The sequence below is a fragment of the Desulfatibacillum aliphaticivorans DSM 15576 genome (assembly GCF_000429905.1).
In the GTDB taxonomy this organism is placed as follows: domain Bacteria; phylum Desulfobacterota; class Desulfobacteria; order Desulfobacterales; family Desulfatibacillaceae; genus Desulfatibacillum; species Desulfatibacillum aliphaticivorans.
In genome coordinates this window covers 1-23,368 of the sequence record NZ_AUCT01000019.1, presented here as the reverse complement: position 1 = coordinate 23,368, position 23,368 = coordinate 1, and the positions used below count along the sequence as shown (strand labels likewise).

Annotated in this window: 18 protein-coding genes, 1 tRNA gene and 1 pseudogene; 12 read left to right on the top strand and 8 right to left on the bottom strand. The window is 54.9% G+C overall.

What is annotated here, in order from left to right; all coding sequences use genetic code 11:
* The first annotated feature begins 21 nt into the window (after positions 1 to 21).
* From G491_RS0116455 to G491_RS0116440, 4 genes are all read left to right on the top strand, one after another.
* Positions 22 to 576, top strand: a complete 555-nt coding sequence (locus G491_RS0116455) for a glycine cleavage system transcriptional repressor (protein WP_028315373.1) — start codon at positions 22 to 24, stop codon at positions 574 to 576.
* A 50-nt stretch (positions 577 to 626) separates the two neighbouring features.
* Complete coding sequence (locus G491_RS0116450; RefSeq protein ID WP_028315372.1) at positions 627 to 2,000, top strand: PFL family protein; 1,374 nt, start codon at positions 627 to 629, stop codon at positions 1,998 to 2,000.
* Between the two features lie 239 nt (positions 2,001 to 2,239).
* A complete protein-coding gene (locus G491_RS0116445) occupies positions 2,240 to 2,602 on the top strand; it encodes a type II toxin-antitoxin system RelE/ParE family toxin (RefSeq protein ID WP_028315371.1) in 363 nt (120 codons plus the stop codon).
* Positions 2,580 to 3,686 (top strand): HigA family addiction module antitoxin, encoded by a 1,107-nt coding sequence (locus G491_RS0116440; RefSeq protein ID WP_028315370.1) that lies wholly within the window; start codon positions 2,580 to 2,582, stop codon positions 3,684 to 3,686. The genes G491_RS0116445 and G491_RS0116440 overlap by 23 nt, the downstream gene beginning before the upstream one ends.
* Positions 3,687 to 3,762: 76 nt before the next feature.
* Here the strand turns inward: G491_RS0116440 and G491_RS0116435 are convergent, their stop codons facing one another.
* The 8 genes from G491_RS0116435 to G491_RS0116395 form a co-directional block, all read right to left on the bottom strand.
* A complete protein-coding gene (locus G491_RS0116435; RefSeq protein WP_028315369.1) occupies positions 3,763 to 7,377 on the bottom strand; it encodes a bifunctional proline dehydrogenase/L-glutamate gamma-semialdehyde dehydrogenase in 3,615 nt (1,204 codons plus the stop codon).
* Positions 7,378 to 7,393: 16 nt separating this feature from the next.
* Positions 7,394 to 8,107, bottom strand: coding sequence for an ABC transporter ATP-binding protein (locus tag G491_RS0116430; protein WP_015948679.1), 714 nt, complete (start codon positions 8,105 to 8,107; stop codon positions 7,394 to 7,396).
* Between the two features lie 9 nt (positions 8,108 to 8,116).
* Positions 8,117 to 8,887, bottom strand: coding sequence for an ABC transporter ATP-binding protein (locus G491_RS0116425; protein WP_028315368.1), 771 nt, complete (start codon positions 8,885 to 8,887; stop codon positions 8,117 to 8,119).
* Positions 8,884 to 9,948 (bottom strand): branched-chain amino acid ABC transporter permease, encoded by a 1,065-nt coding sequence (locus tag G491_RS0116420; protein ID WP_035219178.1) that lies wholly within the window; start codon positions 9,946 to 9,948, stop codon positions 8,884 to 8,886. The genes G491_RS0116425 and G491_RS0116420 overlap by 4 nt, the downstream gene beginning before the upstream one ends.
* Positions 9,945 to 10,850, bottom strand: a complete 906-nt coding sequence (locus G491_RS0116415; protein WP_015948682.1) for a branched-chain amino acid ABC transporter permease — start codon at positions 10,848 to 10,850, stop codon at positions 9,945 to 9,947. The genes G491_RS0116420 and G491_RS0116415 overlap by 4 nt, the downstream gene beginning before the upstream one ends.
* 120 nt (positions 10,851 to 10,970) lie before the next feature.
* The gene (locus tag G491_RS0116410) at positions 10,971 to 12,089 is read right to left on the bottom strand and encodes a branched-chain amino acid ABC transporter substrate-binding protein (protein WP_015948683.1); all 1,119 of its coding nucleotides are present in this window, start codon (positions 12,087 to 12,089) and stop codon (positions 10,971 to 10,973) included.
* Positions 12,090 to 12,267: 178 nt separating this feature from the next.
* On the bottom strand, positions 12,268 to 13,152 hold the full coding sequence (locus G491_RS0116405) for a DMT family transporter (RefSeq protein ID WP_028315366.1): 885 nt from the start codon (positions 13,150 to 13,152) through the stop codon (positions 12,268 to 12,270).
* A gap of 411 nt (positions 13,153 to 13,563) precedes the next feature.
* Positions 13,564 to 13,639: transfer RNA gene (locus G491_RS0116395), tRNA-Ala, on the bottom strand.
* Positions 13,640 to 13,950: 311 nt separating this feature from the next.
* Between G491_RS0116395 and G491_RS0116390 the strand changes: the two genes are divergently transcribed.
* From G491_RS0116390 to G491_RS36125, 8 genes and pseudogenes are all read left to right on the top strand, one after another.
* The gene (locus G491_RS0116390; protein WP_028315365.1) at positions 13,951 to 14,775 is read left to right on the top strand and encodes a hypothetical protein; all 825 of its coding nucleotides are present in this window, start codon (positions 13,951 to 13,953) and stop codon (positions 14,773 to 14,775) included.
* Between the two features lie 193 nt (positions 14,776 to 14,968).
* Entirely contained in the window at positions 14,969 to 16,891 is a 1,923-nt protein-coding gene (locus tag G491_RS0116380) for an aconitate hydratase (protein ID WP_028315364.1), read from the top strand.
* 76 nt (positions 16,892 to 16,967) lie between these two features.
* On the top strand, positions 16,968 to 18,842 hold the full coding sequence (locus G491_RS0116375; protein WP_028315363.1) for a SurA N-terminal domain-containing protein: 1,875 nt from the start codon (positions 16,968 to 16,970) through the stop codon (positions 18,840 to 18,842).
* Between the two features lie 83 nt (positions 18,843 to 18,925).
* Positions 18,926 to 19,162, top strand: a complete 237-nt coding sequence (locus tag G491_RS0116370) for a hypothetical protein (protein WP_015948689.1) — start codon at positions 18,926 to 18,928, stop codon at positions 19,160 to 19,162.
* A 185-nt stretch (positions 19,163 to 19,347) separates the two neighbouring features.
* Positions 19,348 to 20,466 (top strand): AmmeMemoRadiSam system radical SAM enzyme, encoded by a 1,119-nt coding sequence (gene amrS, locus G491_RS0116365; protein ID WP_015948690.1) that lies wholly within the window; start codon positions 19,348 to 19,350, stop codon positions 20,464 to 20,466.
* An 89-nt stretch (positions 20,467 to 20,555) separates the two neighbouring features.
* Entirely contained in the window at positions 20,556 to 22,055 is a 1,500-nt protein-coding gene (gene amrB, locus G491_RS0116360; protein WP_157468346.1) for an AmmeMemoRadiSam system protein B, read from the top strand.
* Between the two features lie 318 nt (positions 22,056 to 22,373).
* On the top strand, positions 22,374 to 22,769 hold the full coding sequence (locus G491_RS0116355) for a hypothetical protein (protein WP_028315361.1): 396 nt from the start codon (positions 22,374 to 22,376) through the stop codon (positions 22,767 to 22,769).
* 398 nt (positions 22,770 to 23,167) lie between these two features.
* Positions 23,168 to 23,368, top strand: a pseudogene (locus G491_RS36125) (IS4 family transposase); the annotation flags it as partial.

The following is a 23,368-nucleotide window of genomic DNA, read 5'->3' as shown; positions in this document are numbered from 1 at the left end:
GCGGGAATAGGAGGCCCTTTTATGGAAAAAGTTATTATTACGGTCCTGGGACAGGACCGGCCGGGCATTATCGCCGCTGTCTCCCAATCGCTTTTTGAGCAGGACTGCAATATTGAAAACATCTCCCAGATGGTTCTCCAGTCCGAATTCGCCGGACTCTTTGTGATTACCGCTCCGGAAGGCGCCACGATAGAAGGCGTCAGGGAATCTCTGAATAAGGTCCTGGCCGCCATGAACCTGGAGGTGCAGGCCAAAGCGCTGACAAAGCCCCAGACCCCGGCGTCGACGCCGGCAGTGGAGCCCTTTCTCATCACCACCATGGGGCCGGACGCCAAGGGCCTGGTGGCGCGCATTACCGCGGTATTGGCCAAGCACGGCGCCAATGTCACCAATTTTAAAGCCGTCTTCCACGGCGGGCAAAACCCGGACCGGAACATCATGGTATACGAAGTGGACGTCCCCGCCGATGGAAACCGCGAGGCTTTGTACGCCGGACTGCGGTCTAAAGCCAAGGAAATGGGGCTGGAAATCATCATCCAGCATCGGGACATCTTTGACGCCGTAAACAAGATCTAATTCTGCCAATCAAGAATACTGCCTGCCATTTCAGGCGGAAGGAAATAATCATGTATAACGACCAGGAGCTTTTCTCCACATTGCACATGCTCAGGAACGAAAACCTGGATGTGCGCACCGTGACACTGGGGGTCAATCTCATCGACTGCGTGAGCCACGACCTGGAGGTCTTTAAATCCAACATCCGCAAAAAGATAACTGGTCTGGCCAAGAATTTGGTGGAAACCTGCAATCAGGTGGGGGAGAAATACGGCGTCCAGGTGGTTAACAAACGCATCTCCGTCAGCCCCATCGCCGTTGCGGCCGCGCCGTTCTCGCCGGGTCAGATGGTGGAGGTGGCCAAAACCCTGGACTCCATCGCCCAGGACGTGAACGTGGATTTTATCGGCGGGTTTTCCGCCCTGGTGGAAAAAGGCATTGCCAACGGAGACGACTCCCTGATCCGCGCCATTCCCCAGGCCCTGGCCGAAACCCAGCGCATGTGCAGCTCGGTGAACGTGGCCTCCACCCGGGCCGGCATCAACATGGACGCCGTCTTACGAATGGCCAAGGCCATCAAGGAAGCCGCCGCCCTCACCGCCGACGCCGACGGCCTGGCCTGCGCCAAGCTCTGCGTGTTTTGCAACATCCCCCAGGACGTGCCTTTTATGGCGGGCGCTTATTTGGGAATTGGCGAGGCTGATGCTGTTGTAAGCGTAGGCGTCAGCGGGCCGGGTGTGGTCAAGGCGGCCATCGACCGGGCCGTCCAGGCCGAGCCGGACATGGGCCTGGGCCGCATTGCGGAAGTCATCAAGCTGACGGCCTGCAAGGTCACCAGGGTGGGGGAATTGATCGGGCGGGAAGTGGCCAAAACCCTGGGCCTTCCTTTCGGCGTGGTGGACTTGTCCCTGGCGCCGACCCCGACCGTGGGCGACTCCGTCGGCGAAATCTTCGAAAGCCTGGGGCTTCTTAAAATGGGGCTGCCCGGCAGCACCGCCGCTCTGGCCATGCTGAACGACGCCGTGAAAAAAGGCGGCGCATTCGCCAGCTCCCACGTGGGCGGGCTGAGCGGGGCTTTCATCCCGGTCAGCGAAGATTTGAACATCGCCCAGGCCGCCGCCGAAGGGCATTTGAACCTGGAAAAGCTGGAAGCCATGACCTCGGTCTGCTCCGTGGGCCTGGACATGGTGGCCATCCCCGGAAACGTTTCCGTGGAAACCCTGGCGGGCATCATCGCGGACGAAATGGCCATTGGCATGATCAACTCCAAGACCACGGCCACGCGGCTTATCCCGGTGCCCGGCAAAAAAGCCGGCGACCTGGCCGAATTCGGAGGCCTCTTGGGCCATGCGGAAATCATCGAAGTCAAGCAGGCCGCCGCCGACAACCTGTTCGTCCGCCGCGCCGGCCGCATCCCCGCACCGATCCACAGCTTGAAAAACTAAAAGTTTTCCTGTCTTTTTAAGTTCCATCAGGAATGAAAGCGACACTTCATTCCTGATGGGATTTGAATTTCTCCCAAACCATCGATTGCCCCACTTGATCTGACCACAATTTAGTGATAAATTGTCTTATAAACAGCTGTTGCCTATAAAGATTTTATTAGTTTTCCGTCTTTTTCGCCCTTCTATTTTTTAGATTTTTATTAACCTATCCGGTTAACTTTTCTTGACAAAAGGCGTCCATGAACATACAATTCAAAAATAAGAAGATCGCCAAAGTTTTTTCGGAATCTTCTCAACTTGTAAAAACTCATGGGAATGATAGAGCGAAAAAAATTCGTATCCGCTTTAAGGAATTAAGGGCGGCCACAAGTTTGATGGATTTCTGGCCCCCGAAAAGTCCTCCAGGCAGGTGCCATGAGTTGACTGAGGGAAAGCGGTCTGGCCAGTTAAGCGTTGACCTGGATCACCCATATCGTTTGATTTTCAAACCTGCCCACGATCCCGTTCCTGTTAAGGAGGACGGTGGACTTGACTGGTCTAGGGTCACCGCAATTATGATTATCGGTGTGGAGGACACCCATGGCAAAGGCGCAAATAAATGAATATTTGCCTGATTATCTAACCAGCCCTGGAGAGGTGCTGGAAGATTATCTGGATGCATACGGTATGACTCAGGCTGAGTTGGCCTTACGAACGGGTCTATCAAAAAAAACTATCAACGAAATAATCAAAGGCAAATCCCCCATAACCCCGGAAACGGCCTTGAAATTCGAGCGTCCTTTGGGGCGCCCCGCTCATTTTTGGAATAACTTGGAGCGTCAGTATCAGGAAGATAAGGTTCGGTTGGCTGAAAAGGAACGACTAGAATCGCATCTGGATTGGTTAAATAGATTTCCTGTCAAGGACATGATTCGTTTGGGCTGGATATTGGAATCAAAAGATAAACTAAAATTGCTGGAGGCTCTACTTAACTTTTTTGGGATAGCCTCACCCGAACAGTGGAAAGATGTCTGGCTCCAGCACCAGGTAGCCTATCGCCAAACAAACAGGTTTGAAGCGCATGCTGAAGCCATTTCCGCATGGCTTCGCCAGGGGGAAACCCAGGCCAGGGAAATTGATTGCCAACCATTTGATTCTAAAAAATTTAGAGCTGCTTTAAATAATATTCGCGGCCTAACCCGCCAAGCCCCGGAAGTTTTTATTCCGGCCCTTGTGGGGCTTTGTGCATCATCTGGTGTGGCTGTTGTCTTCGTGCCTGAGCTCCCCAAAACCGGCGTCTTTGGAGCAACACGATGGATTAGCGGGAAGGGAGTTATTCAGCTAAGCCTTTATTATAAAAGCAATGATCTTTTTTGGTTCACTTTCTTTCATGAAGCTGGTCATATACTTAAACATGGGCACAAAGATATTTTTATCGAATATGATGGGCTGATTGATGAACAGGAAAAGGAAGCTGATGCTTATGCCCGGGATAAGTTAATTCCCCCGCAGCAACTCCGTAAATTTTTGGAGCGTTGGGATTACCGCACCCACGCTCCCATAGAAAAATTTGCAGATCAGATTGGAATTGCACGAGGCATTGTGGTCGGTAGACTCCAACATGATAAATTGATGCCCCCCACCCATGGCAACAAGCTAAAAGTTTTTTTTCGCTGGAGCGACACAACCCCCAAGACAATTATATAACAACTTGATTTAAAATATAAAAAGGGAGTCTGGATTCGTCCAAGCTCCCTTTTTAATTTTTTGAATATGAGGTTGATTAGTCCACCGCGCGGGCGCCAAGGTTGCCGTAGCGGTGGTAGTTGACGCTGATGGATTGCTCCTGGATGTATTGGAGCAATTCGATCCGGCCCTCCATGCTAACGGGCGTGCGGGAGATGTAAAATCCCGTTTTGGCGGCTTCTTCAAACACCTCCATGGGAACCCGGTCCGGCCCGGCGTAGCGGATGCGCTGCACCTTGGGCATGAACGCGCACAAATCCTTGTCCGTCTGCTTGGCCATGGCCACGTCCTTGCAGAATTTTTGTCCGCGCCGCGTGGCGAGAAAGGCCGTCAGTTCATTATCCAGTCCCGGCGGCAGGCTGAGCATGGGCACGCACCGGGTTGCAATGGCGGCGGAGACGCGAGCCAGGGTTTCGAACAGGCTGTCCTGGGGCGTTACGCGAATGACCACCCGGCCTTTGGGCAGGTAACGGAACAGATTGTCCTGGCCGCGCAGGGTGAAGTAGTCGTGCTCCCGGCCGAACTCTTTATCATATTGATATACATAGCTTTTGATGGCCCGGACCGTCTTCCATAGATCCTGGGAGACTTCCTTGGGAAAACGGTTCCATTTCAGGTCGATTTCCCAATCCTGGGCGATCCGCAACAACGCAGTTTCCTTATTCACCGGTCCGGCCTCGGGCCAGGAAACGTCTTCAAAGTCCATGAACTGATACACGTAATTGGGGCTGCCCGCCTTGATGCCTGCGCCCAGCGCGGATTTGCGCATGCCGCCGAAAGGCTGACGCAGGACAATGGCGCCGGTGGTGCCCTTGTTGATGTACAGGTTGCCGGCCTTGATTCCGTCCTTCCATTTAAGCTGCTCGCGATGGTCCAGGCTTTCCAGGCCGGAGGTCAGGCCGTAGCCGGTCTGGTTGACCAGCTCCATGGCGTGGTTCAGGTCTTTGGCTTCCATGACGCCGATGAGCGGGCCGAAAAACTCGGTCATGTGGGTGTACGATCCGGGCTTGACGCCCCATTTGATGCCAGGCGTCCACAGATACGGGTTATTCCCCACCTGTTCAGGCTGCAGCACCCAGGATTCCCCCGGCTCCAGGGTGGTCAGGGCCTTTTTCAGGTCTCCCTTGGGAGGATGGATGAGCGGCCCCATCTTGTTCCGGAACTTCCAGCACGAGCCGACCTTAAAGCTCTTGGCCGCATCCGCCAGTTGCTTGCGGAATAACTCGTCCTCGTAGACCTCTTTTTCCAAAATCACCAGGGAGGTGGCGCTGCACTTCTGGCCGCAATTGGAAAAGGCGGAGTGCAGGATGTTCTTGATGGCCTGATCCCGGTCGGACATGGCCGTGACGATGGTGGCGTTCTTGCCGCCGGTCTCAGCCGCCAGGAACATGTCCGGGCGCTGTTTGAGCATTTCCATGCCCGTATCCGTGCCGCCGGTGAGGATGACGAAATCCACGTCCGGGTTGTTGACCAAGCGGGGGCCGACCTCTCCGCCGGAGCAGGGCAGGAATTGCAGGGCGTTTTTGGAAACCCCCGCCCGGTAAAAGCACTGGACCAGCTCCCAGGCCGTAACGACCGCCGCGGAAGCCGGCTTGAAAATCACCGTGTTTCCGGCGGCCAGGGCGGAGGCCATCCCGCCGCAGGGAATGGCGATGGGGAAGTTCCAAGGAGTCACAACAAGGCCTACGCCCTTGGGCGTGGCTTTGATATTGGGCAGGTTTTCGAACAATTTGGCGGAATGGGGATAAAACTCCACAAAGTCCACGGCCTCGGAGACTTCCGGGTCCGCTTCGGTGAAGACCTTGCCGGTGTTGGCCGCCGCCGCGCCGATGAGATCGCCCCGGGCCTTCCTGAGTTCATGGGCGACCTTATCCAGGATGGCGTGGCGTTCGTCCAGGCTTTTGGAGCGCCAGCCGTCCGGGTCGGCCTTGGCCGTTTCCACGGCTTTGTCCGCGTCTTCAGCCGTGGCCATGGCGTAATTGGCCACCACAATGCGCTGACCGGTTTTTTCATCGTACCGGGCTGAGTCGATGGCTTCTCTTGGATCCCGGTCGAAGATTTCCTCTCCGGCCACCACAATGGGGACTTGCGCAGGTTCGGCGCCTTCATCCATCATCCATTTATCCCGGATGGACTTGGCCCAATCCACGTTGGCGAGCAGGGACCAGTCCGTGTCCGCCTCATTGGTGAACATAAGGGAATGATAGGCGCCCACGTCCTCGGGGAATTTCTCCGTCGCCCTGTCCATGGAGCGTTTGGGTCCAAAGGGCGCGGTATCAATCCGGTCGCAGGATTCCAAAAAGCTGTCTTTCAGAAAATCCCAGGCTTCGGAATCGGTTTTAAGGGCCGGGGAATAGCGGAGAAAATTTTCCGGCGACGTGTTTTCGTCCAGTCTGCGGATGAGATAGGCGATGGCGTTGATGAACTGATCATTGGTCGCCACAGGCGCGTATAACAGCACCTCGCCCGACATTTCGCAGATGGCCCGGCGCACGTGGTCGGCCATGCCTTCCAGCATTTCGAACCAATACTGGCCGGCGACGCCCAGGGCCTTGCCCGTTTCGTGAGCGTAGGCCAGTTCGAACAGGTTGTGGGAGGCCACGCCCAAGCGCACGGCCTTGATGTTTTCCGGCTGCATGGCGTACCGGACCATGCGTTTGTAGTTGGCGTCCACGTCCAGCTTATTGTCGTAAGGCGCCAGGGGCCAGTTGAAATGGTGGGATTCGATCATCTCCATTTCCATGTTGGCGCCTTTTACAATGCGCAGGTTGACGGGCGCTCCGCCGCCGGCCACGCGTTTTTTGGCCCATTCGGTCAGCTGCTGCTGAATGGGGTGGGAGTCAGGAATATAGGCCTGCAGCACGATGCCTGCGGAATAGTCCTTGAACTCCGGCTTGTCCAGGGTGCGGATAAACGCCTGATAGGTAATGTGGAGGTCGCGGTATTCCTCCATGTCCAGGTGCACGACCTTGGGGACCTTGGTTCCGTCGCGGCGGGTGAAGGTATTTTGCTTGGCCACGGCGTAGAGCTTGGACAGGCGGTCCACCATCACGTCCACGGTGTGCTCAAAGGCCAAAGAGGAAATCTGGGAATATAGAGTGGAAATCTTGACGGAAATGTATTCCACGTCCGGGTCGGCCATGTCCTGGATATAAGTGACCAGCCTGTGGTGGGCCTCCTCCTCGCCCAGGACCGCTTCGCCAAGGTGGTTGATATTCATGCGCACGCCCTGGTTCTTGCGCTTTTCCAGGTGCTTGTGCAAAGGCTCGACCTCGCCCGGGATAATAGCCCGGGACGAGGACTGGCGCATTTGCTTAACCATTCTGGGCACGGCCACGTCCGGGAAGTGGCGTCCCAGGCCCATGAACATTTGAATAAGCAGTTTTTCCACCCGGGAGAAAAACCCGGGCACGCCGAAATCCGTAAGGAGATGGTTGACTTGGTCGGCCACCCGGTCGTTGTCATGCGATCGAAAACACTGATCGATCATTTTGGTGAGAACCACTTTGTCAGACGGGTGGGTCAGAAGCTTGAGCATTTGCTCCTGAATGGCTTTTTCTTCTCGAGTCAGGAGTTTATTCGCACGGTCCTGCCATTGTGCAGCCAGTTCCGCGGCAGCCTGCCTAATCTTCCTGTCATCCATATCAGCCATTTTTACTCCTTTCGGATCACTCGGCTCCTCCCAGATAGGCTTGGAGCACATCGGGGTTTTTCAACAACGCTTGGGCCGAATCGGCCATGACTATTTTCCCCACCTCCATCACGTACCCCCGATGGGCCAGCTTAAGGGCCATGCGGGCGTTCTGCTCCACCAGCATGACCGTAACGCCGGCCTGATTGATTTGACGAACCGTCTTAAAAATCTGGTTCACCAGCACTGGCGCAAGACCCAGGCTGGGCTCGTCCAAAAGCAAGAGCTTAGGGTTGGACATGAGAGCCCTGCCGATGGCCAGCATCTGCTGCTCGCCGCCGGACAGGGTCCCGGCCAACTGGGTCCTGCGCTCCGCCAGACGAGGAAAAAGCTCATAGATCCATTCCAGGCTTTTTGCAACCCTCTCTTTATTTTTGGACGTAAAGGCTCCTAAATTCAGGTTTTCCTGGACGGTCAATACGCCGAAAACCCGGCGGCCTTCGGGCGATTGGGTGATTTTGCGGGTCACCACCTTGTGGGCCGGAAGTTTGTGCAGGGCCTCGCCGCTGAATACAATCTCCCCTTTGGTCACGTTGACCAGGCCGGAGATGGCGTTCAGGGTGGTGGTTTTTCCCGCGCCGTTGGCGCCCAACAGGGTGACGATCTCCCCTTCTTCGACCTCGACGTCGATGCCGTGCAGGGCCTCCACATTGCCGTATTTGACGTGCAGGTTTTTAATATCTAAAAGCATGGGCGCTCCCTAAAAATCATCTTCATCGCTGCCCAGGTAGGCTTCGATAACCTTGGGGTCTTTTTTCACCACGTCCGGAGTTCCTTCGGCGATTTTCTTGCCGTATTCTATAACCACAAGATACTCGCAGGCTTTCATGACCAGGCTCATGTCGTGCTCGATCAAAAGCACGGTGATGCCGCGCTGTTGAATCTGGAAAATCAATTCCACCAAAGCCGCGGTTTCCTGCTCGTTCATGCCGCCGGCGGGCTCGTCCAGAATGAGCAGTTGCGGGTCCGTAGCCAAAGCCCGGGCGATTTCCAAAAGCCGCTGGTTGCCGTAGGAAAGATTCTTGGCCAGATTCTCCGCCTGAGCCTCCAGGCCGGTGAACCGAAGTTCGGCCAGGGCCTTGCCCAGAGTCTTTTTTTCCTCCCGGCGGGCTTTGGGAAGCCGGAACATGGCGGATATGGGGCCGGAAGTCATGCGGCAATGGCATCCGGCCAGCACGTTTTCCAGCACGGACATCTCCTGGAACAGCCGGATTGTCTGGAAAGTCCTGGCGACGCCAAGCTCCACGATCTTGTGCGTGATTCTGCCCGTGATGTTCTCGCCGTTAAAGACGACCGCGCCCCGGTCCGGTTTGTAATTTCCGGTGATCAGGTTGAACACGGTGGTCTTGCCTGCCCCATTAGGGCCTATAAGCCCGAAAATCGAGCCCTTGGGCACCTCAAAAGAGACCTCATCCACAGCGGTCAAACCGCCGAATGTTTTCACCACTCCGTCCAGTTTCAGGAGGCTCATAGCGTCACCTCCCTTTCATCCACTTTGTGTATGGGATATTTGGGCGGTTTGGGCGGCATAATGCCCTGGGGCCTTAAAACCATCATGATCACCAGCACAATGCCGAATACAAGCATTCTCCATTTTTGAAAATCCTGGAAGATTTCCGGAAGCCCCACAACAAGCAAAGCGCCTAAAATCACGCCGGGAATGTACCCCGATCCGCCTAGGATGACGATCATGAACAGGGTTACGGACTCGGCGAAAGTGAAGCTGGTGGGCGAAATAAAGGTAATCTTGCCTGCAAACAAAGTTCCGGCCATGCCCGCCCAAAACGCGCCGATCACAAAGGCGCTCAGCTTGTAGCCCGAGGTGTTCACGCCGCTGCCTTCGGCTGCGATCTCGTCCGAGCACAAGTAACGCAGCGCCCGGCCGTAGCGGGACCGCTCCAGCAGAAAAAACAGTAGGATGGTCGCCGCCAGGAACGCGGTGATCAAGAAAAAGTAGTGGGTGGTGTTTACAATGCCGTTAATCTCAAATCCGAAAATGGACGGCGCCGCCACCCCGAATATTCCGTTTGGGCCGCCGGTTGAGGCATTGGCGATTTTCTCGCACAAGGCCCAATCCTGGATGCCCAAGAGCATAAAACCCTTGTTGAGGAATTTGGCTGCGCTGGAAACCGCGTCATTGATAATGGCAATGCGCACGATTTCCACCATGCCAATGGTCACGATCAACAAATAGTCGCCCCGCAGGTGGATGATGGGCCGGGCTACGATCAGGGCGAAAACCCCCGCCAAAATCCCTGCAATGGGCATGGTCCACATTGTGGGAACGCCGAACTGGGTGGACAGGATGGCCGTGGTGTAAGCGCCAATGGCGTAAAACGCCGCATGCCCCATATGAAACATACCCCCGTAACCCAGGATGACGTTCAGAGACAGGGCCAGAATGGCATACAGCCCAACGGTGTTCAGAACGTCGGTCTGGTAGTTGTCGAGAAACAGGGGCGAGACAATCCATACCACGGCCACCACGGCGTATATGATCTGTCTTTTGGAAAAGCGCGGTGCGTCGTTCATATCTTCTCAGCCACCCTTTCCCCCAACAGGCCCGTGGGACGGACAATCAGGATTAAAATGAGCACCACAAAGGTGATGGCGTCTTTCCAGGCCATGGAGATGTAGGCCGAGCCCAGGGATTCGATGACTCCCAGCAAAAGCCCGCCCACCATGGCGCCAGGGATGTTGCCTATGCCTCCCAGAATGGCTGCGGTAAAGGCCTTGAGCCCATATAGCCAGCCCATGGTCCACTTGATCTGCCCGTAATAGAGCCCCACCATGACTCCGGCCGCGCCGCCCAGGGCGGGGCCGATAAAGAAAATCAGCATGATCACCAGGTTCACGTTGATGCCCATAAGCCGGGCCGCGTCCTGGTCAATGGCCGCCGCGCGGATGGCCGCGCCGATGGTGGTCTTTTGGATGAAAAAGTACAGGGCCGCCATGAGCACCACGGAGGTTACCAATAAAAGAAGGCGTTTGACCGGAAAGGGCAGTCCGAAAATGTGCAGCACGCTGGTGGGCAGAATTCCGTGGGGGTAAACTTGGGGATTGGGGCCGAAAACCAGCATGATGGCGTTGGAAAAGACAATGGACATGCCAAGCGCCGAAACCACTGCCGACAGGCGCGGGGATGTGCGCAAAGGCTTATAGGCCGCCTGATCCAACAATATACCGATGATGCCCACCAGGCACACGATCATAAGCACCAGGGCGCCAACGCCCATGGCAAAGCCCAATTTGTCGGTCAGGGAAAAAGCCGTAAGAAGAGAGAGGCCCAGAAAAGCCCCGATGGTGAATAAATCGCCGTGGGCGAAATTGATGAGTTTTAATACCCCGTAAACCAGGGTGTAGCCCAAAGCGATAAGGGCGTATATGCCTCCGATGGCCAGCCCGTTGGTCAATTGCTGGAAAAATTGTTCCATGAGTCAGTTCCCCTTGCAGGAATTTTCACGAAGGCCCCAAAAAGGGAAACGGGCGGCAAAGGCCTTAAGCCCCTGCCGCCCCCTCCGCATACGGTGCGAACGATACGCAATCCGTGTTAATTACTGAAGGATGAACCCACCCTCTGCATCTACTTTGTAAACCCGATATACGTCGCCGACGCGGTCGCCCTTTTCGTTAAAGGAGATTGTTCCCGTCAGTCCGGGGAAGTCTTTCATACCCGTATGCAGGTAATCGGCGATCTTGTTGGGATCGGTGGAATTGGTCTGCTTAATGGCTTCCACCATAACCCGGAAGCCGTCGCCGGAGAGAACCGCCCAGATGGAGCCGGGAGCTGCGCCGTATTTCTTGGTGTAAGCGGCCAGGAAGTCTTTGGCCTCCTTGGAGGGCAGATCCTGGGGAACCGGAGGAGAAATAAAGTAGAAGCCTTCGGCGGCGTCTTTGCCGGCGATCTTCACCAGGTCGGGGTTGTTGGTGGCGTCGCCGCCCACAAAGGGAACGTCAAAGCCCATCTCTTTTTTCTGGCGAAGCATGAGGCCCGCTTCCGGATAGTAGCCGGTGAAGAAAACCACTTCCGCATTCTTGGTTTTCAGGGTGGTCAGAATGGTGGTGTAGTCCTGCTCGCCGGGGGTCAGAGCGTCAAAGAAAACCAGTTCCACGGGCTCTTTGTCCAGAAGAGCCTTGGTTTCTTCGGCCAGGCCCTTGGCGTAAGTGGTGTTGTCATGGAGAATGGCGATCTTTTTGTAGCCCATGCCCATGAGGGTCTTGGCGGCCACCCGGCCCTGCTCGTCATCGCGGGGGCTGGTGCGGAAAAAGTATTTCAGGCCTTTTTCGGTCAGGCGGACAGCCGTGGATCCATTGGCGATTTGGGGGATCTTGGCGGCGTTGTAAATGCCCTGGGAAGCCTCGGTCACGGAGGAGCCGTAGGTGCCCACAACGGCGACAATGCCTTTGGTCGCCAGACGCTGGGCCGCCAGGGCTGCGGTCTGCTCGTTGCCGCCGTCATCAGCCACAACCACCTCGACCTCTTTGCCCAACAGGCCGCCATCGGCGTTCACCTGATCGGCCAACAGTTCACAAATCTGCTTCATGTCCTGGCCTTCCGCGGCCCAGGAACCGGTAATAGGAGCCGTCAGGCCGATTTTGACGGTGTCGGCCGCCAAGGCCGTCCCGGCTGCGATGATGCTCAGCGCCGCGATCAGAAACAGAATTTTTTTCATTGCTATCTCCTTTCCAAAATAGAGGGGTGTTTTTTGGGGTTTGGGCGTACGCCCTTAAAAACCTAACGATACCCTCACAGAACGCAATGCGTCAACCTGATTTTGAACGCCCTGAGAAATAGGTGAAAACCATTATAAATCGGCCAATTGCACAATAGTGCAATAGTAGAATCGGAAATTAATCGGCGCCTTTACCGGTCTGCTGAAGAGCATTGCCTGCTATTATGAATCCCAGGCCGACGATGGTGGAGAGCAAAATCTCCTCCCCCACGAGAAAATGGATGAAAACCAGGGACAAAAAAGGCGAGAAAAATATCAAGGTGGACACCTTGGCCGCGCTGGAAGTCAGGCGCAAGGCTTTCAGCCAGAAAACAAAGGTGATTCCCATTTCAAACACGCCCACGTAGGCCGCACCCGCCAAGCCCTGCCAGGCTCCGGGCCAGGGGGATGAAAACAGGAGGCATGCGATCAAAATAAAGGGAAAGCCGGCTGAAAAGTTCAAAAACAGGCTGATGACCGGGTCGGTCTCGTCCTTGGCGTTAAAAATCCAAAACAAAGCCCAGATGATGGTGCTGCCTAAGGCCAGGGCCACGCCCGGCCCGCTGGAAAAGGAAAGGGCGAAAGGGGCGCCGTGGGTGGATATAAGCACCACGCCGGCGTAGCTGACGCCGATTGCGACGGCCTCCCGAAGCCCAAGGCGCTGGCCCAGCAAGGGCCAGGAAAATACGGTGAGGGTGATGGCCCAGGTGTAGTTGAGGGGCTGAGCCTCCTGGGCGGGCAGCAGGTCGTAGGCCGCGAACAAAATTACATAATAAAGGAAGGGGTTCAATATTCCAAGGGCCAAACCGCGCCTGAGGGCGGGGCGAGGCAGGGTCGTGAGCAACGGCAGCTTCTTCTGAACCAGCAAAACGGAAAACAGACAGATGATCGAAAAAATATCCGCCCACAACAAAAGCTGGATCGGGCTTAAATGCCGGAGGGATATCTTAAACGCCGACGCCACCGTGGACCAGATCAAAACCGCCCCAAAAGCGTATGCATATGCCTGCTGCTGCCGTGTCATGCTTCTCCTTATTCCGAGGCATCATAGCCTCGAAAACCGTGCAAAGAGTCATACCTATGCAGCACTATTCCGGCAACATGTTTTTTGTGGATTTGATTAAGGGGGGGCATCTGCTATTGGACGAGCCAGTACAAAGATGCCTTGTACAAGGTCTCAAATAAATCATACATCTATAGAAATCTTGTAAAGAAGATGACAAATTTTATATTAAAAGGCACTTAATTATTTTCAATATTGACTATTTACATTTCGATCAAGGTAACGGTGGATACTTATTACCATTACATGCCCGGCTCCAATAACGAGGAAATAGACGATCTGGACGGCAAATCCGCGCCTGTCCGCAACCAGTCAGGAATCCGCCATAAAAAAAGGGTCAGGCCAAATGACCTAACCCTTTGATTTTATTGGTGGTGGAGCTGAGGGGACTTGAACCCCTGACCCCATGACTGCCAGTCATGTGCTCTCCCAGCTGAGCTACAGCCCCGTGCAACGGAACAAGCAAGTATCAGGAAGCGCGCCCATGTGTCAAGCCTTATTTCCATTCTTTGTTCAATCTTTATGAAAAAAATTCTCAATAAATGGATATCCCCCTATTCTCGGCCGCTCCTCTTTTCAATCTTCCGGGCGACGCCGCCGGCCGGGAGAACTCCCGTGCGGCGGGTTTTCAAAAATTGTTAATGGTTACCAATACTGTTTATTGCAGGTTTTCATATACTTAACAATCTCTTCCCGCTTGCATTTTCGGTACGTTCCCGATATTATTTCAGGCGCATTTTTCTTACAGGAGACTCCCCCATGGCAAACGGCGACTCATCAGAAGCAAAACAAATTGCGGTGGACAAAAAAGAAGCCAAAAAGGTGGCGGCTGTTCAAAAACGCTGGCAGGAACTCATGGCCAGGGAAGAAGAGAAGAATAAGCGCCGTAAAGAAAGCAGGGGGCTTCGCCTGCTGCGCAGGATTATAAAGTTTTTAAACGAGTTTTTTCAGAGAATCGCCGATTTCATCATGACGCCGTTCCATGCGATCCACGACTCCATGGTTCAGGCTAAAAAGGCCCGTTTGGCCAGGAAAAAGGCCCGCATGGAAAGGCGGCGGCCGATCCTGGAGGCCAAGGCCCTGGCCCGGGTGGAAAAAAAGCGCCGGAAAGAGGCGGCCAAAGAGGCCCGGCGCCTGGCCAAGGAAGCCCGGCGCGGCCTGCCCTTGGGTCAGCGTTTTGTCAAAATATTCAACGAAAAAACCGACGCCTTTGTGGAATGGCTGGCCGCTCCCGGCAGGATTTTGCAGGAAAGGCGGAAGATGCAGCACATAAAAGCCATGGCCAAGCAAAAGGCCAAGCTGGATAAAACCGCCTTGTCCAGAGAGAAAATTGCCCAGAGAAAGCATGCCAGGTTGGTTATGAAGGCTCAGCGTGCGGCGGAGAGAAAAGCCCGGAGCCGGGAACGCTGGCGCTGGGTTCGCGAAAAGCGGGCCCAATTCAAAGAATTCTGGGACTATACCGTCGTGCTCAGGCGTTTCATGTATCTGATTGGCATTGCGGTGTTCGCCTATTACAAGAGGGATTATTTGATAGCGAAAATTCAAAGCATTGTTGGTTACGATCTTCAAAATCTTCTCCACTAAGGCGCCCGCCCGGCGCCATGGGCTCCCAAGATTTCCAACGGCTTTTTCAAAAGGGCCTGGAAAGGCCTCCCCGCCATTCCTTTTCTCCGCCATTCGGCGCTTAGTTCCGGTTGACGAAAACAGGCCGGGATGTTAAACAGAGAGGTTCGTAGCCGCCTAATTTTATTGCTTTGTATGAGCGGGAGAGCTTGTCATGAACCTATTTGAAAAAATTCTGTCCCATCACGGGATAGATCCCATACCCGAGCCCGGAACCCCCATCCGGTTGCCCATTGACCAGACCCTTACCCAGGACGCCACCGGCACCATGGCCTGCCTCCAGTTCGAGGCTCTGGGAATCGACAAGGTCAAGGCGGACCTTTCGGTCAGTTACGTGGATCACAACACGCTGCAGTCGGGATTTTATAATTTTGACGATCACCGTTTTCTCAGGACCATAGCCGCCAAGTACGGCATGGTCTTTTCCGAGCCTGGCAACGGCATTTGCCATCAATTGAACTTGGAGCGCTTCGGCGTTCCCGGCCGCACGCTGTTGGGGTCCGACAGCCACACGCCCACGGGCGGCGGCATCGGCATGGTCGCCATTGGCGCCGGCGGCCTGGACGTGGCCATGGCCATGGCTGGGGAGCCATTTACGCTGCCCATGCCCGAAGTTGTGTCCGTGCATCTTACCGGCCAGTTGCCCGCTTGGGTGGCAGCCAAAGACGTGATCCTGGAGGTTTTGCGCCGGGAGACGGTCAAGGGCGGCGTGGGCAAGGTGTATGAATACACCGGACCGGGCGCGGCCACGTTGTCCGTCACGGAAAGGGCGACCATCACCAATATGGGCGCGGAGCTTGGCGCGACAACCTCCCTGTTTTCCAGCGACGACAACACCCTGGCCTTTTTAAGGGCCCAGGGCCGGGAGGACGTTTGGACCCGCTTGGAGCCCGATGCGGACGCCAAGTACTCCAGGGTGATAGAGATTGATCTTTCCAAACTCGTTCCCCTGGCCGCATGTCCCCATATGCCCGACCTTGTGAAAGAGGTTCGGGAATTGGAGGGAACCCAGGTGGATCAGGTGGTCATCGGCTCCTGCACCAACTCCTCTTATAAGGATCTGGCCACGGTGGCGGCCATGGTGAGAGGGAAAAGGATTCCGCCGGAAGTCAGCCTGGTGATTGCCCCCGGCTCCAGGCAGGTTTTGACCATGCTGGCCGACAGCGGAGAGTTTACGGACCTGATCAAGGCTGGCGCCCGGATTATGGAATGCGCATGCGGCCCCTGCATCGGCATGGGGCAGGCGCCTCCCAGCGGAGGCGTTACGGTCCGGACCATGAACCGCAACTTCAAAGGCCGGTGCGGCACCAAGGACGCCGGCGCCTATCTGGTGAGCCCGGAGACGGCGGCGGCCACGGCCTTGGCCGGCAAGTTCGCCGACCCCAGGGATTTGGGCGACGCCCCGCGAATCAGCCTGCCGGAAATCTACCCCACCCAGGAGGCTGGAATCGTTTATCCGCCGGAAGACGGAAGCGACGTGGAAATTCTCCGGGGACCCAACATCAAGCCGCTGCCTTTGGGCAAGGCCGTGGGCCGGAAGGTTTCGGGCGAGGTGCTGCTTAAGCTGCCCGATAACATCACCACGGACGACATCATGCCCGCCGGCACGCATATTTTGAGCTTCCGCAGCAACATTCCGGAAATTTCCAAGTATGTGTTTTCCTTGGTGGACGAAGGTTTTTCGGCCCGGGCCAAGGAAAAGCAGGGCGGATTTATCGTGGCCGGAGAAAACTATGGGCAGGGCTCCAGCCGGGAGCATGCCGCGCTTGCGCCCATGCACCTTGGAATTCGGGGCGTGATCGCCGCGTCCTTCGCACGCATTCATAGGGCGAACCTGATTAATTTCGGCATATTGCCCCTTATTTTTGCAGATCCCAAGGCCTTGGATGACGTGAGCCAGGGAGATGTTTTAACCCTGGAAAACGCTTTGGAAAATATTCTCGAAAAAGATAGCTTTGACCTGAAAAACGCCGCGACCGGCAAGACCATTCCCGTAAGAATCGACCTCAATCCATTTGAGCGGCAGGTTCTTTCCGCCGGGGGGAAACTCAATTGGTACAGAGCTCAGCAAAATTAGCAAACCCAACCCCCGGGCCCCGAATCCACGGCGTCCGGGTTTATCGCCTCAGACCTAAGAGGGAAGGAATCCGCCAATGCTTAGCATGATGCGTGAGCACGCAACGTCTTGGATTATCAAAATTCTATTGGGAATCATCGTTTTGGTGTTTGTATTTTCGTTTGGATACAGTTCTTTTCAGAACCGGGGGAATCGTTTGGCGGTGGTTAACGGAGAGACGATTTCCCGCAACACATTTGAGCGGATGTACAAAAACGTCTATGATTACAACCGCGAAAAGTTCGGCGACTCATTTGACTACGATCTTCTGCGGCAAAACGTCTTTGACGACCTGGTGGATAATGTGCTGCTTCTCCAGCATGCCAGGGACTTGGGCATGCAGGTCACGGAAGATGAGCTGGTGCAGGACATTGCGCAAACTCAGGTCTTCCAGACCAGCAGCGGCCAGTTTGACCCGAAGCGGTATGAATATATTCTTTCCAGATCAGGCGTTACCAGCAAGGACTATGAAGCCGAAAAAGCGCGGAACATGCTTTCCACCAAAATCCGCTCCTATTTGATGGCCATGGCTCAGGTTTCCGACGAAGAAGCCAGGCAGTGGTACAATTGGGACGCCAAGCAAGTCAGCATGAAATACGTGCTGTTCGAGCCTTCCACGTTTACGGACGTGGTGGCGACCGAAGACCAGATCCAGGCGTATTATGACGCTCACAGCGCGGATTACGAAACCCTTCCCATGGCCAAGGTTTCCTACCTGTATTTTAATCCCAAGGATTTTCTGAAAGAGGTAAGCATCCCTCAGGAAGAGATAGAACTCTTTTACGACGATAACCTGGACAGCTATTACGAAGACCAACAGGTGCATGCGCGTCACATCCTTATTTCTTTAGCCAAGGACGCTCCGGAGGAAAAAGTGGCGGAAGCCCTGAAAAAGGCCCAGGAAATAGAAGCCAAGGCCAAGGCCGGCGAGGATTTCGCGGAATTGGCCAAGGAGTTCTCAGACGGCCCCACCGCGAAAAACGGGGGCGACCTGGGCTCCTTCCCCCGCGGCAGGATGGTCAAGCCTTTTGAGGACGCGGCCTTCGCCTTGAACGCCGGGGAAATCAGCGATCCTGTGCGTACGGATTTCGGCTTCCATATCATTAAGGTGGAGGAGATTAAGGAAGCCAGAACCAAGGAGCTGAGCGAGGTGGAGGACTCCATTCGCAGCAAGCTGGCTGCAGACGTGGCTTTGGACGAGGCTTACAATGCGGCGGAGGCGGCCTTCGACAATTTGTTGTCTGATATGGATATGGCCAAGGCAGCGGCGGACGCGGGCGTGGAACTGAAGACCACGGACTATTTCACCGAGCAAGGCCCTGCAGGTGTAGCCAATCCGCAGGAAATGGCGGATGAAGTTTTTGACATGTATAAGGACTCTTTTTCCGACGTGCTGCAATTTGACGACGGCTTCTACATCATTTGGATGCTGGACAAGAAGCCGGCGATCATTCCTGAGCTGGAAGAGGTGAAAGCCAAGGTGGCGGCCGACGTCAAAAAAGAGGTTATGGCTCAGGCGGCCATCGACAAAGCCGCTGAATTTCTGGAAGAGGTCAAGGGCGGCAAGAGCATGGAAGATGCGGCTGCAGCCTATAACGTAACGGTCAAGAACACCGGCTTTTTCAAGCGGGGCGGTTATATTCCCGACCTAGGCGATGAGCCCGCCGTTGCATCGGCTGCATTCCTGGCCGACGCCGCCAACCCCTACCCGGACGCTCCCGTGGAAGGCGTCAAAGGCGTGTTCGTCACTTGCGTGCTGGAGGAGAAATATCCCGAAGCGGACGGTTTCGCCGATCAGAAAGAGAGCATCAAGCAGCGGCTCCTTTGGGGCAAGAGGTCAAGGGTTCTGGAAGACACGCTGGACGTTCTAAGAGAACGCGGTGAGGTCAAACAGGTCATCCCTGTTATTTGATTTTTGATGGAAATCAGCGCAGCCATGGAGTACAATACTCCATGGCTGCGTTTGTATAACTTTAAGCAAGAAGGATTTTTATCATGACTGCCCAGGGTTCCTCGACTCCCACAAAAATCTATTCCAAAAAATGCCCGTATTGCTCCACAATACTTTCTTTGGCCGATACGACCTGCCACGCCTGCCGCCGCAAGGTGGGCGATCCGGACAAGCACGGCATCGCAATCGTGCCCGGCAAATGGAAATCTTATGTATATCTTGCCATTGCATTGGGCATTTTAGGCGGCTGGTTTTACGTCTGGAAGGTCTATTTACCCTGAGTTTTGCATCCAAAGCCGCCAAAGAGACCCGGCGGGCGGATAAGGGCCTTGCCGCAGACCGGCGTCCGCTTTGACTTGCCGCTGTTTAATGCCTATTTTAAGAATGGTAAAACAGCTGTTTGTCACGCCGACACGGCGCATGTTGCTATTAAATTTCGGCCTATGCGTGCAAAGGAGGGGCGCCCATGGCTTCCACAAGGCGCACATTTCTTAAAGCCGCTGCGGCTGCGGCGGGGCAGGGCATCCTGTTCCCCTTAAGCCGCGCCCTGTCCCAGGAGTTGACCTTCGACTCCCGGACCATGAAAGAGGCCTATTTTTACAAGACCTTGGGCGGGGGCTCGGTACAGTGCCTGACATGCCCTCACACCTGCCTCATCACTCCCGACTATCGCGGAAAATGCGGAACCAAAGTCAATCTGGGCGGCAAGCTCTACAGCATATCCTACGCCAACCCGTGTTCGTTGAACGTGGACCCGGTGGAAAAAAAGCCCATGCACCATTTTCTGCCGGGCAGCAAGGCTTTTTCCCTGGCTGTGGCCGGCTGCAATTTCACCTGTCTTAATTGCCAGAACTGGGAAATCTCCCAAACCACGCCGGACAAGACCAGGAACTATTACAAGCCGCCGGAAACCATTGTCGCTCATGCAAAACAGTACGGATGCAAAAGCATCGCCTATACGTATACGGAAGCCACCACCTATTACGAATACATGCTGGACACGGCCAAGGCGGCCAGGGAGCAGGGAGTCAAGAACATCCTGGTTTCCAACGCATACATCCGCCCTGAGCCCGCACGCCGCCTGAGCAAGTATATTGACGGCGCGGCCCTGAACCTCAAGTCATTGTCCGACAAAATATACATGGAATTGAACGGCGGACACCTGGCCCCGGTCCAGGAAGCGATCAAGATTTACAAGGACAATGGAGTCTGGGTGGAAGTCATTCATTTGGTGGTGCCTACTTACACGGATAACCTTGACGTCATCAGGCGGGTCGCCGGTTGGGTTGCGGAGAACCTTGGGCCGGAAGCGCCGTTTCAACTGTCCCGGTTTCATCCCAATTACAGGCTGGTTCACCTTGCGGCTACTCCGGTGGCCTTTATGAAGCAGGCGGGTGAAGCAGCCGAAAAAGAAGGGCTGAAGCACGTGTATCTGGGAAACATTCCCGGAGTGAACAACCCGGTGCAATGTCCGTCATGCCGCAAAACCGTGGTTAAAAGACGGGGCTATTACCTGGAGTACGATGGCGTGGAAAACGGGTGCTGCCCTTTTTGCGGCGCCCCCATTCAGGGCGTTTGGGACTGAAAGGAAGTGACGAATACTCCCAACAAACCAAAAGCAGGCTTGTCCCCGGCGTATGGCGACCGCCGGAGCGCCTGACCAAGGGATTGTATATGGTTTTTAAAACAGACAGCATAATGGATTGGGGCCGCATCCCTGCATGCGTTGCGGTTTTTCTGGCGGCGCTTTTGGCCTTGTCATTCGCATCCAATGGCCTTGCCATGGAGCAGATGGAAAACGTAAGAGAACCGGCGGTGGCGGGATCGTTTTACACCGCCAATCCCAGCGCCCTGAAAAGGCAGATTAAAGAGTTTTTGCGGGAGGCGAAGCAAACCCCGGTTAAAGGCCGGGTTCGCGCTCTGGTGGCGCCTCACGCCGGGTACGTGTACTCGGGCGTCGTGGCCGCCGCCTCCTATGAAAAAATGCCCAGGGACGTCCGCAAGGTCATAATCATTGGCGCCAGCCATCGCGCAAGATACCGCGGGGCGTCCATTCCCAACGTGTCCGCATACAGGACTCCCCTCGGCCTGGTTCCTTTGGCGCCCGAAGCCAGGCGCCTGGCGGAATCGCCCGGGTTCGTCCGCCTGGACCAGGCCCACGCCCAGGAGCATTCCATCGAAGTGCAACTGCCTTTTTTACAGGTCGTTCTCGGCGATTTTGAGTTCATCCCCATCTTGCTGGGCGGCGGGGTCAATCCCGACAAATTGGCCGAAGCCCTTGAGCCTTTGGTTCAAAGGGGATTTTTTCTTATTGCCAGCACGGACCTTTCCCATTACTATCCCTATGAAACAGCGCAAAACCTGGATAACATCTGCTGCCAGGCCATCCCCAATCTGGATTACGAGGCCATGAAAAATTGCAAGGCCTGCGGCTGGGTTCCCACGGTCGCGGTTATGAAGGTCGCCGATAGTCTGGGCTGGACCGGAACCTTGCTGGACTACCGGAACTCCGGGGACACCGCCGGATCCAAGGACAAAGTGGTTGGCTACGCAGCCATTGCATTTACGGAAGCCGTCAAAGAATTCAAAGGAGAACGCAAAATGCCTTCCTATACTTCCGACCAGGATAAATCCGATTTATTGAAACTCGCCCGCAGCGTCATGGCTTCCAGGCTGACCGACGCCGAGGTCCAAAGGCCCGAGCATCCGTCCAAGCTGCTCCTGGAAAACCGGGGGTGCTTTGTGACGATCCACAAAGACGGGCAGTTGCGGGGCTGCATCGGCACCATCGAGCCCGTGCAATCCCTGGTGGACGGCGTGGAATCCAACGCCTATAACGCCGCGTTCCGGGACCCCCGCTTTCCTCCCCTGTCAGCCAGGGAGCTAGACGACATTGACGTGGAGGTGAGCGTCCTCACCGTGCCCGAGGAAATCGAGTTTACGGACGGCAAGGATCTTTTGTCCAAGTTGAAGCCCGGCGTGCATGGGGTGATTTTAAGCCGCGGAGGGCGGCGCTCCACCTTTTTGCCCCAGGTGTGGGATCAGCTGTCCAATCCCCAGAATTTTCTGATTCAGCTTTGCAGAAAAGGAGGAATGTCCCCCAATTGCTGGCAGGACCCGGAAACCAAGGTAGAGGTCTACGAGGCCGAGTATTTTTCCGAGCATGATGAGTAAGGTTTTCAACTTTGGGGGGAAGTTACTCTCGCATATTGAGACGATGATAATTGACGGTGAAGAGCAAATAATTCGCCGGAGCCGCCTCCAACATACTCCCTCCCCCTTGACGGGGGAGGGTTGGGGTGGGGGTGATGTTGCACGTCATTCCAAATAGCCCCCCCATCCTGTCCTTCCCCCGCCAGGGGGGAAGGGACGAAGACTCTTGGGCTCTGGTATATAGAATGGCCTGAAACCCGTACGTAGTTGCTTGATTTTAAAACACAACTTTTGATTCCGAAAGTTGAATAATATTTTTAAAACGCAGGGTGGATAATAGTGCAATCTTTTCAAACGCCTGAACCGACCAGGGTGTTGGCCTCCACAGCCATTCTCCTGGTTTTGATCGATTTTTTCGCCTGGAAGGTCAATACCTATATAGGGGTGGTGGTGCTGCCCTTCGCCTTTTTCGCGGTCCTGCTGGCCGTGTTTCGGGCTTCTGCACCCTGGTACATCAAGAAAAAGGCCTTGTCCTACATTCAGAATCACAGCGGCAGGGTGCATATAGACGATCTGGTCCGGTATCTCACGCCCATCGGCAAGCATGAGTTGGAAACGGAAAAAAACCGGGAGGTGATTGTGGAATACCTCCGCCATCTTGACGAAACCCATGTGATTCAGGTCCTCCACGACGGCGCGGTCATCAAGGCCGGCTGGGGGGGGCGTACCCGCTAACCGCCGGATAGCCCCAAAAATTGTTACACATAGGGTGGTTGAGTCCGGCTTCCCACGCAAAGTTCATCGTTAGTGGAATAATCAGGGATGTTATATAGCGAAGGAACAAGTATGAAGAAGGGGACGTCCCCAAGATCTTATAGTTTCGAAGTAACGGACGTCCCCTATAATACTAGAATAGAAGTAACAAACGTCCCCTATAACTTAAATTTTTGACAACCCAAAACAAGTCAAAAAAAAGGCTTCAACCGGAAAGTTAACTCAAGTTTCGCACAAGAAATATGGGAGGGGGACAGATATAACCATTTGAAATAATATAAAAAATACTTGAAAAGCGGCCTTAATTGTGTAATATTAGACATCGCCAAACACCTAATAACACACAAGAAAGAGCCGCTATGAATACAAGTAAAACATTTTCCCTCTCAATGCAAAAACAAATTCAAAACACCAGCATTTCCATGGATTCTGAAATCAATTCAGCATTCAGGGAACTGAAATTCCGGTCGCTCCTGAGACGCAGCGGCATTGTCAAAAAACGGGGATATGACACGGTCGGGCTAATGTTTTTGTTTGTGCTGCTGCCTTTTCTGAAAAGG